The sequence below is a fragment of the Diaphorobacter sp. C33 genome (assembly GCF_030503915.1).
GTDB lineage: Bacteria > Pseudomonadota > Gammaproteobacteria > Burkholderiales > Burkholderiaceae_C > Diaphorobacter > Diaphorobacter nitroreducens.
In genome coordinates this window covers 2,472,228-2,484,691 of sequence record NZ_CP129980.1, presented here as the reverse complement: position 1 = coordinate 2,484,691, position 12,464 = coordinate 2,472,228, and the positions used below count along the sequence as shown (strand labels likewise).

Annotated in this window: 12 protein-coding genes and 1 other RNA gene; 8 read left to right on the top strand and 5 right to left on the bottom strand. The window is 68.2% G+C overall.

What is annotated here, in order from left to right; translation table 11 throughout:
- Positions 1 to 30: 30 nt before the first annotated feature.
- From QY917_RS11735 to QY917_RS11710, 6 genes are all read left to right on the top strand, one after another.
- Positions 31 to 1,266, top strand: a complete 1,236-nt coding sequence (locus QY917_RS11735) for a CaiB/BaiF CoA-transferase family protein (RefSeq protein WP_123676830.1) — start codon at positions 31 to 33, stop codon at positions 1,264 to 1,266.
- Positions 1,267 to 1,336: 70 nt separating this feature from the next.
- Positions 1,337 to 2,332: a tripartite tricarboxylate transporter substrate binding protein gene (locus QY917_RS11730; protein ID WP_123676829.1), complete on the top strand. Its 996-nt coding sequence runs from the start codon at positions 1,337 to 1,339 to the stop codon at positions 2,330 to 2,332.
- A gap of 11 nt (positions 2,333 to 2,343) precedes the next feature.
- Positions 2,344 to 3,318, top strand: a complete 975-nt coding sequence (locus QY917_RS11725; RefSeq protein ID WP_011806823.1) for a nitronate monooxygenase family protein — start codon at positions 2,344 to 2,346, stop codon at positions 3,316 to 3,318.
- 21 nt (positions 3,319 to 3,339) lie between these two features.
- On the top strand, positions 3,340 to 4,089 hold the full coding sequence (locus QY917_RS11720) for an electron transfer flavoprotein subunit beta/FixA family protein (RefSeq protein WP_302076993.1): 750 nt from the start codon (positions 3,340 to 3,342) through the stop codon (positions 4,087 to 4,089).
- Between the two features lie 21 nt (positions 4,090 to 4,110).
- A complete protein-coding gene (locus QY917_RS11715) occupies positions 4,111 to 5,043 on the top strand; it encodes an electron transfer flavoprotein subunit alpha/FixB family protein (protein WP_302076991.1) in 933 nt (310 codons plus the stop codon).
- A 264-nt stretch (positions 5,044 to 5,307) separates the two neighbouring features.
- On the top strand, positions 5,308 to 5,559 hold the full coding sequence (locus QY917_RS11710) for a trimeric intracellular cation channel family protein (RefSeq protein ID WP_302076988.1): 252 nt from the start codon (positions 5,308 to 5,310) through the stop codon (positions 5,557 to 5,559).
- A gap of 11 nt (positions 5,560 to 5,570) precedes the next feature.
- Here QY917_RS11710 and QY917_RS11705 read toward each other — a convergent pair whose 3' ends face one another.
- The 5 genes from QY917_RS11705 to cysK all read right to left on the bottom strand — a co-directional run bounded on the left by QY917_RS11705 (position 5,571) and on the right by cysK (position 11,626).
- Positions 5,571 to 7,352 (bottom strand): NAD(P)/FAD-dependent oxidoreductase, encoded by a 1,782-nt coding sequence (locus tag QY917_RS11705; RefSeq protein ID WP_123676091.1) that lies wholly within the window; start codon positions 7,350 to 7,352, stop codon positions 5,571 to 5,573.
- A gap of 102 nt (positions 7,353 to 7,454) precedes the next feature.
- Positions 7,455 to 8,507: a YbhN family protein gene (locus tag QY917_RS11700; protein ID WP_123676092.1), complete on the bottom strand. Its 1,053-nt coding sequence runs from the start codon at positions 8,505 to 8,507 to the stop codon at positions 7,455 to 7,457.
- An 8-nt stretch (positions 8,508 to 8,515) separates the two neighbouring features.
- Positions 8,516 to 9,733, bottom strand: coding sequence for a cardiolipin synthase ClsB (clsB, locus tag QY917_RS11695; protein WP_123676093.1), 1,218 nt, complete (start codon positions 9,731 to 9,733; stop codon positions 8,516 to 8,518).
- Positions 9,733 to 10,503 carry an endonuclease/exonuclease/phosphatase family protein gene (locus QY917_RS11690; RefSeq protein WP_047349377.1) on the bottom strand — a complete coding sequence of 257 codons (771 nt, stop codon included), beginning with the start codon at positions 10,501 to 10,503 and terminating at the stop codon, positions 9,733 to 9,735. Before QY917_RS11690 ends, clsB begins: the two co-directional genes overlap by 1 nt.
- 205 nt (positions 10,504 to 10,708) lie before the next feature.
- Complete coding sequence (gene cysK / locus QY917_RS11685; RefSeq protein ID WP_123676094.1) at positions 10,709 to 11,626, bottom strand: cysteine synthase A; 918 nt, start codon at positions 11,624 to 11,626, stop codon at positions 10,709 to 10,711.
- A 243-nt stretch (positions 11,627 to 11,869) separates the two neighbouring features.
- Here cysK and QY917_RS11680 point away from each other — a divergent pair, with 243 nt between their 5' ends.
- Together QY917_RS11680 and rnpB are read left to right on the top strand one after the other, a co-directional pair.
- Positions 11,870 to 12,040, top strand: coding sequence for a hypothetical protein (locus tag QY917_RS11680; protein ID WP_015914283.1), 171 nt, complete (start codon positions 11,870 to 11,872; stop codon positions 12,038 to 12,040).
- 49 nt (positions 12,041 to 12,089) lie between these two features.
- Positions 12,090 to 12,431: RNase P RNA component class A (gene rnpB / locus QY917_RS11675), an RNA gene on the top strand.
- Positions 12,432 to 12,464 lie beyond the last annotated feature (33 nt).

The window sequence follows — 12,464 nt, the reverse complement described above, 5'->3', positions numbered from 1 at the left end:
GTATTGGCCGATATCCAAGGAGACAAGCCCATGGCATCCAACGCACCGACCCACGACATCGACTTTCCGCTCGACGGCGTGAGGGTGCTTGATCTTTCCCGCGTGTTCGCCGGGCCGCTGTGCGGCCAGGTACTGGCGGACCTGGGGGCCGAGGTCATCAAGGTGGAACACCCGGGTCGCGGCGACGATACCCGCGACTGGGGCATGCGCATCGGCAAGACCGAGACCACCTACTACAACAGCATGAACCGCAACAAGCGGTCCATCACCCTCGACCTGCAAAGCCCCGAGGGGCTGAAGATCGTCCACGAGCTGCTGCCGCAGTGCGACGTGGTGATCCACAACTTCAAGACCGGTGGCGCCGAGAAGCTGGGCCTGGGCTACGAGCAGCTCAAGGCCCTCAAGCCCGACCTCATCTACTGCGCCGTGGCCGGCTACGACACCAGCGGCCCCGAGGCCAAGCGCCCCGGCTACGACCTGGTGATCCAGGGCGAGACCGGCCTCATGGCGCTCAACGGCGAGGCGGGCACGCCGCCGCTGAAGTTCGGTGTCGCCGTGGTGGACCTGATGACCGGCATGTACGCCGGCCAGGCCGTGCTGGCGGCGCTGTTCCAGCGCAGCAGAACGGGGCGCGGGCGCCTGATCGAGATGGCGCTGTACGACTGCGGCCTCACCATCACCGGCTATTACGGCCTGGACGCGCTCAAGCTCGGCCACGACCCCGAGCGCTACGGCAACGCGCACCCGTCCATCGTGCCGTACGGCATGTACGACTCCGCTGACGGCCCGCTGATCATTGCAGTGGGCAACAACGCGCAGTTCGACAAGTTCTGCCGCCAGGTGATCGAGCGGCCCGACATCGTCGAGGACCCGCGCTTTGCCACCAACGTGAACCGCGCCAAGCACCGGCTGGAGCTGGGTCCCATGCTCAAGGAGCTGATCGCCACCTTCCCGCGCGACCTGCTGCTGCAGCGCCTGACCGCGGCCGGCATCCCCTGCGGCAAGGTGGCAGGCCTGCACGAAGCGCTGACCAGCGAGCGCACGCGCCGCGGCCGCCTGGTGCAGGACATGCCGCACCCCGTCGAGGGCACCACGCCGGTGTTCGCGCCGCCGTACCGGCTGGACGGCCAGCGCCTGCCGATCCGCAATGCCCCGCCCACGCTGGGAGAGGGCACGCGTGAGGTCTTGCACCGGCTGCTGGCGCTCAGCGATGAGCAGCTGCAGGCCTTGCAGGCGCAGGGCGTGCTCACGCTGCCGCCGCAGTGAGCTATCTAAAAGATAGCTGCCAGCGCTTGATGGGTAAGCGCTGGAACCTTTTTTTATTCTAGGAGACGTCATGAAATTTTCTGCAATTACCCGCCGCACCGCACTGGCCCTGGCCGCCGCGCCCCTGCTCGCCAGTGTGGCCGGCGGAGCCATGGCGCAGGCCGCCTGGCCCGACAAGATGGTCAAGCTGATCGTCCCATTCCCGGCGGGCGGACCCACCGACACGGCCTCGCGCATCGTGGGCCAGAAGCTGGCCGACCGTCTCAAGCAGCCCGTGGTGGTGGAAAACCGCGCGGGTGCCTCCGGCTCGATCGCTGCCGCACAGGTCGCCAAGAGCCCGGCCGACGGCTACACGCTGATGATGCTGGCCACCCCCACGCTGCTGGCGCCGCATCTGTACAAGAAGGCGGGCTACGACACGGTGAAGGACTTCACCCCCGTGGCCATGGTGTACGACCTGCCCATCGTGGTCGTGGTGAACCCCACGCAGCTGCCCAACGTGACCGACCTGGGCTCGCTCATCCAGCATGCCAAGGCGCAGAAGGTGCCGATGAATTACACCAGCTCGGGCACGGGCAGCTTCGGCCACCTGAGCATGGAACTGCTCAAGCAGATGGGCGGCTTCGACATGCAGCACGTGCCCTACAAGGGCAGCGCCCCTGCCATCACCGACACCATCGGCGGCCAGGTGCCCGTGATGTACTCGGACCTCATCGCCGCACTGCCGCACATCCAGGCCGGCAAGCTGCGCGCCATCGCCGTGGGATCGCCCCAGCGCGTGGGCGTGGTGCCCGATGTGAAGACCATTGCCGAGCAAGGCTTCAAGGGCTACGAGGCCGTGTCCTGGGGCGGCTTGGTGGCGCCCTCGGGCACGCCCAAGGCCGTCGTGGACCGCGTGGCCCATGAGGTGCGCCAGATCCTGGCCGAGAAGGAAGTGCAGGACCGCCTGCTGGGCGCCGGGGCCATTGCCCATTTCATGGATCCCGTCCAGATGGGCCAGCGCGTGCAGCAGGACTACACCCGCTGGGGCCAGGTGATCCGCGACAAGGGCATCGCCAACGACTGAGCGAGCGCGCCATGAAGACCCGCATCACCGAGCTCTTCGGCATAGAGCACCCGATCCTCCAGGGCGGCATGCACCACGTGGGGTATGCCGAGCTGGCCGCAGCCGTCTCCAATGCCGGCGGGCTGGGCATCATCACCGGCCTCACGCAGAAGACGCCCGAGTTGCTGGCGCAGGAGATCGCACGCTGCCGCACGATGACCGACAAGCCGTTTGGCGTGAACCTCACGTTCCTGCCGTCGGTGAATCCGCCCGACTACCCGGGCTATGTGAAGGCGATCATCGAGGGTGGCGTGAAGATCGTCGAGACGGCAGGCAACAACCCGCAGAAGTGGATGCCCGCGCTGAAGGAGGCCGGCATCAAGGTCATCCACAAGTGCACCTCGGTGCGCCACGCGCTCAAGGCCGAGTCCATCGGCTGCGACGCGATCAGCGTGGACGGCTTTGAATGCGGCGGCCACCCGGGCGAGGACGACATTCCCAACTTCATCCTGCTGCCGCGCGCGGCCGAAGAACTCAAGATCCCCTTCGTCGCCTCGGGCGGCATGGCCGATGGGCGCAGCCTGGTGGCTGCGCTGGCGCTTGGCGCTGACGGCATCAACATGGGCACGCGCTTCATCGCCACCCAGGAAGCGCCGGTGCACGAGAACGTCAAGCAGGCGATCGTTGCGGCCTCCGAACTGGATACGCGGCTCATCATGCGCCCGCTGCGCAATACCGAGCGCGTGCTCACCAACAGCGCCACCGAGCGCGTGCTGGACAAGGAGCGCGCACTGGGCGCCGCCATCACCTTCGCGGACATTGCGCCCGAGGTGGCCGGCGTCTACCCGCGCATCATGCAGCAGGGCGACATGCAGGCCGGCGTGTGGTCCTGCGGCATGGTTGCCGGGCTGATCCATGACGTGCCCACCGTGCAGCAGCTCATCGACTCCATCATGTCCCAGGCCGAAGCGCTGATCTCCCAGCGCCTGGCGGGCATGCTCCGATAACCCAGCAGAAAGAGACTTGTTATGAAAATCCTCGTCCCCGTCAAGCGCGTGGTGGACTACAACGTGAAGGTCCGGGTGAAGTCGGACGGCACGGGCGTAGACATCGCGAACGTGAAGATGAGCATGAACCCCTTTGACGAAATCGCCGTGGAAGAGGCGGTGCGGCTCAAAGAAAAAGGCCTGGCCACGGAAGTGATCGCGGTGAGCTGCGGCGTGGCGCAATGCCAGGAAACGCTGCGCACGGCGATGGCCATTGGCGCCGACCGCGGCATCCTGGTGGAAACCGATGCCGAGCTGCAACCCCTGGCCGTGGCCAAGCTGCTCAAGGCCCTGGTGGACAAAGAGCAACCGGGCCTGATCATCCTGGGCAAGCAAGCCATCGACGACGACGCCAACCAGACCGGCCAGATGCTGGCGGCCCTGGCAGACCTGCCCCAGGCCACCTTCGCCAGCAAGGTCGAAGTGGCCGGCGACAAGGTCAGCGTCACACGCGAAGTCGACGGCGGCCTGGAAACCCTGCAACTGACCACCCCGGCCGTCATCACCACCGACCTGCGCCTGAACGAGCCGCGCTACGTCACGCTGCCCAACATCATGAAGGCCAAGAAAAAGCCGCTGGACACCATCAAGCCCGAAGACCTCGGCGTAGACGTGGCCCCGCGCCTCAAGACCCTCAAGGTGGCCGAACCCCCGAAGCGCGGCGCTGGCGTGAAAGTGCCCGACGTCGCCACGCTGGTGGACAAGCTCAAGAACGAAGCCAAGGTCATCTAAAGGCAGGACAGGAGAAACAACATGACCGTACTCGTCATTGCAGAACACGACAACGCCAGCCTCAAGGCCGCCACCCTGAACACCGTCACCGCCGCACTCGCCTGCGGGGGCGACGTGCACGTGCTCGTAGCCGGTGAAGGCGCGCAGGCCGCCGCCCAGGCCGCCTCCCAAATCGCCGGCGTCGCCAAAGTCCTGCACGCCGACGGCGCCAGCCTGAAGGACGGCCTGGCCGAGAACCTGGCCGCCCAGGTGCTGCAGATTGCCGGCAACTACAGCCACATCCTGTTCCCGGCCACCGCCAGCGGAAAGAACGTCGCCCCGCGCGTGGCCGCCAAGCTGGACGTGGCGCAGATCAGCGACATCACCAAAGTGATCTCCGCCGACACCTTCGAGCGCCCCATCTACGCGGGCAACGCCATCGCCACCGTGCAAAGCGCGGACAACGTCAAGGTCATCACCGTGCGCGGCACCGGCTTTGACGCGGCGCCCGCCACGGGCGGCAGCGCCGCGGTGGAAACCACCGCCGCCGTGGCCGATGCCGGCAAGAGCAGCTTTGCCGGACGTGAAGTCACCAAGAGCGACCGCCCCGAGCTCACCGCCGCCAAGATCATCGTCTCGGGCGGCCGGGCGCTGGGCAGCAGCGAGAAGTTCAACGAAGTCATGACCCCGCTGGCGGACAAGCTGGGCGCGGCCATTGGCGCGAGCCGCGCAGCGGTGGACGCAGGCTACGCCCCGAACGACCTGCAGGTGGGGCAGACGGGCAAGATCGTTGCGCCGCAGCTGTACATCGCGGCGGGGATCTCGGGGGCCATCCAGCACCTGGCAGGGATGAAGGACAGCAAGGTGATCGTGGCGATCAACAAGGACCCGGAGGCACCGATCTTTGCGGTGGCCGACTATGGGCTGGAGGCCGATCTGTTCCAGGCCGTGCCGGAGATGGCCTCTCGGTTGTAACCGGGCGCACCCGCACGGCACTGGGGTGCCGTGCGGGATCGCACCTCTCGTCCTTCCTCAGGCTCCTGAGCGACGATCCGCGGCACCTTCTTGATCCCTCAGCTTGGCGTCGGAGCGGGTATTTCCGGCCGCATCGCGCTGCGCCGCCTGCCCCCAGCGGCATTCGTGTGCTGCCAGTAGTGTTTTGCGCATCGACCGCGGACGGTGGTGTCGTGCGGCGACAGAATGCGGCACAGTTGCACACGCACACCCATCCTCCTGCGGATGGTGACGGCCGTCGGCGGCGGCGTGGTGCGCGACGTGCTGCTCAACCGCGTACCGATCATCCTGCACAAGGAGATCTACGCGCTTCCGGCATTGCTGGCGGCGGCGATCCAGGTGATGGGGCAGCGCATGGAATGGTGGGTGACGCTGACGCCCTGGTTTGCCGCGTCGGTCTGCTTGGCCGTGCGTCTGCTGGCGTTGCGGTATTCGTGGAGCCTTCCGCCGGTCTGGAGAAAGGCGCCGCCGCAGTGAACTGGCCCGGCTCAGGCCGCGCCGCCCGAACCGCGCGTGCCCGAGGAGGGCAGCGGCAGGCCCAGCATGGCACAGGCCACGGCCTCGCCGACCTTGATGCCGTCCACGCCGGCCGAGAGGATGCCGCCCGCGTAGCCCGCCCCCTCGCCGGCGGGGTACAGGCCGGCGGTGTTCAGGCTCTGGAAGTCGTCGCCGCGGCCGATGCGCAGCGGTGACGAGGTGCGCGTTTCCACGCCCGTCAGCACCGCGTCGTGCATGTCGTAGCCACGGATCTTGCGGCCGAAGGCGGGCAGGGCCTCGCGCATGGCCTCGGTGGCGAAGGCGGGCAGGGCGTCGTCCATGCCGACCAGCGTGACGCCAGGCTTGTACGAGGGCTGCACGTCCCCCAGCGCGGTGGATGCGCGGCGCGCCAGAAAATCGCCCACGCGCTGCGCGGGGGCGTTGTAGTTGCCGCCTCCCAGGCGGTAGGCGTTCGACTCCAGCTGGCGCTGCAGCACGATACCGGCCAGCGGGTGCACCTGCCCGGTGGGCAACGTGTCCACGCCGTGGGCTGCGCCCAGCGCGGCCTCGAAGGCCGCGGGGTCGCGCGGATAGTCCTGCGGGTCTACACCCACCACCATGCCGGCGTTGGCGTTGCGCTCGGCGCGCGAATACTGGCTCATGCCGTTGGTGACCACGCGCCCGGGCTCGCTGGTGGCGGCCACCACGGTGCCGCCGGGGCACATGCAGAAGCTGTACACGGTGCGCCCATGGCTGGCGTGGTGCACCAGCTTGTAGTCGGCCGCGCCCAGCAGCGGGTGGCCCGCATGCTTGCCCCAGCGCGCGCGGTCGATCACGCTCTGCGGATGCTCGATGCGCACGCCCACGGAGAACGGCTTGGCCTCCATGGCCACACCGTGCGTGTGCAGCATGGCGAAGCTGTCGCGCGCGCTGTGGCCCAGGGCCATGACCACGTGATCGGCGCGCAGCTCCTGCACTGCGCCGCTGGCCAGATCGCGCACGCGCAGGCCGTGCAGGTGGCGCCGGCCGGCGGTGTCGGTTTCGATGATCACGTCGTCCACACGCTGCTCGAAGCGCACCTCGCCGCCCAGCGCGATGATCTGTGCGCGCAGCGACTCCACCACCTTCACCAGCTTGAAGGTGCCGATGTGCGGGTGGGCCACGTACAGGATCTCGGGCGGGGCGCCCGCTGCGACGAATTCCTCCATCACCTTGCGGCCCAGGTGGCGCGGGTCCTTGATCTGGCTGTAGAGCTTGCCATCACTGAAGGTGCCGGCGCCGCCTTCGCCGAACTGCACGTTGGACTCGGGGTTCAGTTCGCGCTTGCGCCACAGGCCCCAGGTGTCTTTGGTGCGCTCGCGCACGGGCTTGCCGCGCTCCAGCACGATGGGCCGGAACCCCATCTGCGCCAGTACCAGCGCCGCGAAGATGCCGCAGGGCCCGAAGCCCACCACCACCGGGCGCTGTGCGGGCGCTTCGCCAGCGCAGCCCACCGGGCGCCAGGCCATGTCGGGCGTGGGCTGGATGTGCGGGTGGCCGGTATGGCGTGCCAGCAGGGCGCCGGCCTGGGACGCGTCCGCGAGCTGCAGGTCCAGGATGTACACCGCCATCAGGTCGGCCTTGCGCGCGTCGAAGCTGCGCTTGTGCACGTGCAGGGCGGCGATGGCGGACTCGGGCACGCCCAGCACCTGTGCGGCCTGGGCGCGCAGCAGGGCGTCGGGGTGGGTGTCGGCGTCGTAGGCGCCAGCGGGCAGGGCTGCCAGCGGCAGCTTGATTTCGGAGAGGCGGATCATGGGGTGCGGCCCGTGACTATCGGGCGGTGCCAAAGAGGAGGGCGATCATAAGGGAGCGCCGCACGGCCATGACCGGTGAGGAGAACTCAATTCGCTATTGTATTAATAGCTGCTTGCGCTTGTCTGAAAAGCGCTAGGGGCTGTTTTTTCTTGAGAACTCGTGGTCGGCTGATGCCGCCGCCACCACAGCTCGGTCGCCAGCAGGGCCAGCGCCGCGGGCGCGAGCGGTGCGAAGTAGTACACCGCGCGGAAGGCCAGCACCACGGCCAGCGCCTGGCTCACGGGCAGGTGCACGGCCAGCACGGCCGTGCCCACGGCCTCCAGCACACCCAGGCCGGCGGGGATGCGCGATACCAGCCCGGCCACCGCGCCCAGCAGCACCGTGGCCAGCGCCGCGGCGTAGGGCACCTGCTGGCGCGCCAGCACCCACACGGACGCGGCCATCAACGCCCAGTGGGTGCACGACAGCACCAATTGCAGCAGCGCCACGCGCCAGGTCGGTAGCGGCAGGCGTCGCCCGCGCAGCATCAGCGGTCGGTGCCCGCCGCGCCGCGCGCACAGCGCCAGGTAGCCCAGCGCCACGCAGGCCAGCACCGTGCCCAGCCAAGGGAGCTGGCCGCTGCCCATGCGCCAACCCTCGGGCAGCGGCGGTGTCCAGGCCCAGAACAGCGCACAGGCCAGCACGCAATAGCCCAGCCAGTTGGTGGCGATGGACAGGCTGATCACCTGCGCGATCTGCCCCACATCCAGGCCCTGGCGCGAATACAACCGGTAGCGCACCGAAGCGCCGCCGATCAGCGAGCCCAGGTTGAGCGTGAAGGGGTAAGCGATCAGCGTGACGCCCATGGTGCGGGCGGCGCCCAGCCTGTGGCGTACCACGTGGCGACCGAACAGGTCGAAGCACCCGTACACCAGGTGGCCGGCCCAGGCCAGGGCTGCGGCTGCAGCCAGCGTGGGCACAGGCAGCGCACGCAGCGCCTGCCACACGCCGGGCCAGTCCACCTGCAGGCCCTGGCGCACCAGCAGCCATACCACCAGGGCGGCCACCGCTGCCATGGCGAGCCCGGCCAGCCAGCGCCAGCCCCGTAACCGGCGCCATCCGCTGCGGCGACGGCGGCGCGCAGTGTGGACAGGCGAAGTGGCAGGGCCGTGCATGGGCTGCCTCAGGACGCGCGCGCCGTTTGGTCAGCGGGCGGCTCGGCCTGCATGACGGTGATGGCGGGCTCGTGTCGCGGCAGCCAGCCCGCCCAGGCGGGAAACCAGCGCATGAGGTGGTACACGCAGTAGCCGCGCAGCAGGCGCAGGGCCTCCCAGGCGCCGCGCGGAGCGGGCTCCACCTGGCGGCAGTGCCGCTGCATCAGGCGCGACAGGCGCTGGTACAGCAGCGCATTGAAGGAGGCATCGCGGATGACGACGTTCGCCTCCAGGTTGAGCGACAGGCTGAGGGGGTCGAGATTGCTGGAGCCAACGGTGGACCACTCGCGGTCCACCAGCGCCACCTTGCCGTGCAGCGGGCGCTCGCAGTACTCGTAAATGTGCACTCCCGCGCGCAGCAGGTGGTCGTACAGCAGGCCAGCCGCGGTCTTCACGATGGGCATGTCGGGTTCGCCCTGCAGGATCAGGCGCACGTCCACCCCGCGCCGCGCCGCGCGGCGCAGCTCGCGCACCAGCCGGTAGCCGGGGAAGAAATACGCGTTGGCGATCACCACGCGCTCGCGCGCGGCGCGCAGGGCGATACGGTAGTGGCGCTCGATGTCGTTGGTATGCCGGTGGTTGTCGCGCGTGACGAACATGGCGTGGGCTGAGCCCGCTGCGGGCAGCTGCGGCAGCGGTCCGTGGCGGTGGGTGCGCTGGACAGACGGGGGCAGGACCGCCGTGCGGGTGAAGCGGTGCATGTGCGCCACGATGGGGCCATGCACCTCGACGGCATAGTCTTGCTTGGCCTGCGGGCCGAAGTCCGCCACGTGGTCCGCCGAGTAGTTGATGCCGCCGATGAAGCCCAGCGTGCCGTCCACCACCACGATCTTGCGGTGCATGCGCCGCAGCAGGTTCAGGCGCTGGCCGAAGAGGCGCCGCCCTGGGTCGAACACACGAAAACGCACGCCCGCCTGCACCAGGCTGTCGACAAAATGATCAGGCAGGTCGGGCGAGCCAAAGCCGTCCACCAGCAGGTGCACCGACACGCCGCGCCGCGCCGCCTGCAGCAGCGCCGCGTGCAGCCCCTGGCCGATGTGGTCGTCGAACAGGATGAAGGTCTCCACCATCACCTCGCGCTGCGCCTGGGCAATGGCCTCGAACACGCGCGGGAAGAACTCCTCGCCGTTCTCCAGCAGGCGAAAGTGGTTGCCGGGTATCCAGCGCGAGGACGGGCGCGGGCGCATCACAGGAGGATCTCCGCGGCCAGCGGTGCGTGGTCCGACAGGCGGTTCCAGGGCCTGCGCGGCAGACTCATCGGCGTGTGCACCGAGGTGCCGCGCACGTAGATGCGGTCCAGCGGCAGCAACGGCAGCGATGCGGGAAAGGTGCGCACGGCCCGCCCGCAGGCTTGCACGAACACTTCATGCAGGCCGGCTTCGCGCTGCAGCACGTCGTGCGCGCGGCCGCGCCAGTCGTTGAAGTCACCCGCGACGATCACCGGGTCCTGCGCGGGAAACGAATGCACCAGCGCGGACACGCGGCGCAACTGCTGCTGGCGGTGCGCCTCCTGCAGGCCCAGGTGTACGCAGATGGCATGTACCGGCCGTGAATGCTGGGGCGGCTGCAGCACGCAGTGCAGCATGCCGCGGCGCTCCGGGCCGCTGACCGAGATGTCGTGGTTCTCGTAGTGCACGATCGGGAACTTGGACAGCAACGCGTTGCCGTGGTGGCCATCGGTGTAGACCGCATTGCGGCCATAGGCGTACTGCGTCCAGATGGAGTCGGCCAGGAACTCGTAGTGCGGCTCCTGTGGGAAATTGGTCACGCGCCCCGCATGGCGCTGGTGCGTGCCCAGCACCTCCTGCAGGAACACGAGGTCGGCCGATACCTGGCGCACCGCCTCGCGCAACTCGTGCAACATGAAGCGGCGGTTGAAGGACGTGAACCCCTTGTGCACGTTCACGGTCAGCACCTTGAACGCGACGGGGGAGGAAGAAGGCGGGTTCTGAGTCATGGGGAAATCCAATGCCGGCCCGCTGCCGGGGGGCGCACCGCAGCGCGGCAGCGGAGGGCGATGGGGCATTGTTTCCCTGGCGGCCGGCACGCGGCTGTAGGACGGTGGACCATGCCGGTGCGTGAACATGCCGCGTCGTTGCGTTGGCGGCAAGGCATAAAAAAGGCCCCTTGCGGGGCCTTGTCGAAAAGGTGCGCCAGGCGTGTCAGGCGGGCAGGAAGCCCTCGACCGACAGATAGCGTTCGCCGGTGTCGTAGTTGAAGCCCAGCACCCGCGCGCCCGCGGGCAACTCAGGCAGCTTCTGGGCAATGGCGGCCAGTGTGGCGCCGGAGGAAATGCCCACCAGCAGCCCTTCCTCGCGCGCGGCGCGGCGGGCGTATTCACGCGCGGGCTCGGCCTCGACCTGGATCACGCCGTCCAGCAGGCTGGTGTCCATAATCTGCGGCACGAAGCCCGCGCCCAGGCCCTGGATGGGGTGCGGGCCGGGCTGGCCGCCCGACAGCACGGGCGATTGCGAAGGCTCCACCGCGAACACCTTGAGCTGCGGAAACTGCGCCTTGAGCACGCGCGCCACGCCCGTGATGTGCCCGCCCGTGCCCACACCGGTGACGAGTGCGTCCAGCCCGTCGGGGAAGTCGGCGGTGATTTCCTGCGCCGTGGTGCGCATGTGCACCTCGACGTTGGCCGGGTTTTCGAACTGTTGGGGCATCCAACTGCCGGGTGTCGCGGCCACCAGTTCCTGCGCGCGGGCGATGGCGCCTTTCATGCCCTTTTCCTTGGGCGTGAGGTCGAAGCGGGCGCCGTAGGCCAGCATCAGGCGGCGGCGTTCGATGGACATGCTGTCAGGCATCACCAGCACCAGCTGGTAGCCCTTGACGGCCGCTACCAGCGCCAAGCCAATGCCGGTGTTGCCCGAGGTGGGCTCGATGATGGTGCCGCCGGGCTGCAGAGCGCCACTGCGCTCGGCCGCCTCGACCATCGCCAGGGCGATGCGGTCCTTGATGGAACCGCCTGGGTTGGCGCGCTCGGACTTCACCCACACGTTGGCACCCGCGCCGAACAGGCGATTGATGCGCACGTGGGGAGTGTTGCCGATGGTGTGCAGGATGTTGTCGACTCGCATGGTGTCTCCAGGGTAGAGGGTGGGAATCCGGCAAAGCGGGAGAGGCGTCCATTGTGGGGGAGTCGTTCAGCGGCGTCGCGATATGGATATTCCCGCTGTGGATATGGCGCCGGCGTGAATCGTCCGCCTGTGGGTCGGCTTGATTGATATGCATCAAGATTTGCCGGCGCGTGCGCGCCCGCCTGTGCCATCGGTCGGGTGTGCGCGCGACAATGGTCTCGTCTTCACTTTCCCTCCTGCGCCATGACCTTGCTGCACACCACCATGCTCATGCTCACCGCGAGTTGTGCGCTGATGCTGATCGGTTTCTCGGCGCGCGAGTCGCGCTGGGGCCCGGCGCTGATGATGGTGGGCATCGTGGGCGCGCTGCTGCTCATTGCCTACAACATCTTCCAGTTATTGCCCGCGCATTGAGCGCGCCGGCCGCGCGCCGCAGCGGAGAAACGCGGATAATTGCGCCCGTGAAGCACGCCAGACCGCCGCTGGTGCAATCTGGGAAACCAGGCACTGGAGGAACGTCCGGACTGCACAGGACAGCGTAGCAGCTAACGGCTGCCCACCGTGAGGTGAGGATCAGAGCAACAGAGACGAGTCCCGGGGGAGTGCCTGCGAAGGCAGACCACTGGGGGTGAAACGGGCAATCTCTACGCGCAGCAATACCAAGTAGGCCAGCGTTGACGTGGTTCCGCGGAGCTGGCGGGTAGGTAGCACCGAGCCGTGGTGGTGACACCCGGCCCAGATTAATGGCGGTCACGCTGCGGGCAACCGCAGTGCACAGAATCCGGCTTATCGGCGCGCTTCACACTTTTATGCCAAAACAGCTGCTAGCCCTTGACAG

Coding starts and splice junctions, on each gene's coding strand:
- QY917_RS11725 (WP_011806823.1), top strand. CDS start 2,344: ATGAAGACCCGCATCACCGAGCTCTTCGGCATAGAGCACCCGATCCTC.
- clsB (WP_123676093.1), bottom strand. CDS start 9,733: ATGCGCCCGCGCCCGTCCTCGCGCTGGATACCCGGCAACCACTTTCGC.
- QY917_RS11720 (WP_302076993.1), top strand. CDS start 3,340: ATGAAAATCCTCGTCCCCGTCAAGCGCGTGGTGGACTACAACGTGAAG.
- QY917_RS11730 (WP_123676829.1), top strand. CDS start 1,337: ATGAAATTTTCTGCAATTACCCGCCGCACCGCACTGGCCCTGGCCGCC.
- QY917_RS11700 (WP_123676092.1), bottom strand. CDS start 8,507: ATGCACGGCCCTGCCACTTCGCCTGTCCACACTGCGCGCCGCCGTCGC.
- QY917_RS11690 (WP_047349377.1), bottom strand. CDS start 10,503: ATGACTCAGAACCCGCCTTCTTCCTCCCCCGTCGCGTTCAAGGTGCTG.
- QY917_RS11715 (WP_302076991.1), top strand. CDS start 4,111: ATGACCGTACTCGTCATTGCAGAACACGACAACGCCAGCCTCAAGGCC.
- QY917_RS11680 (WP_015914283.1), top strand. CDS start 11,870: ATGACCTTGCTGCACACCACCATGCTCATGCTCACCGCGAGTTGTGCG.
- cysK (WP_123676094.1), bottom strand. CDS start 11,626: ATGCGAGTCGACAACATCCTGCACACCATCGGCAACACTCCCCACGTG.
- QY917_RS11710 (WP_302076988.1), top strand. CDS start 5,308: ATGGTGACGGCCGTCGGCGGCGGCGTGGTGCGCGACGTGCTGCTCAAC.
- QY917_RS11705 (WP_123676091.1), bottom strand. CDS start 7,352: ATGATCCGCCTCTCCGAAATCAAGCTGCCGCTGGCAGCCCTGCCCGCT.
- QY917_RS11735 (WP_123676830.1), top strand. CDS start 31: ATGGCATCCAACGCACCGACCCACGACATCGACTTTCCGCTCGACGGC.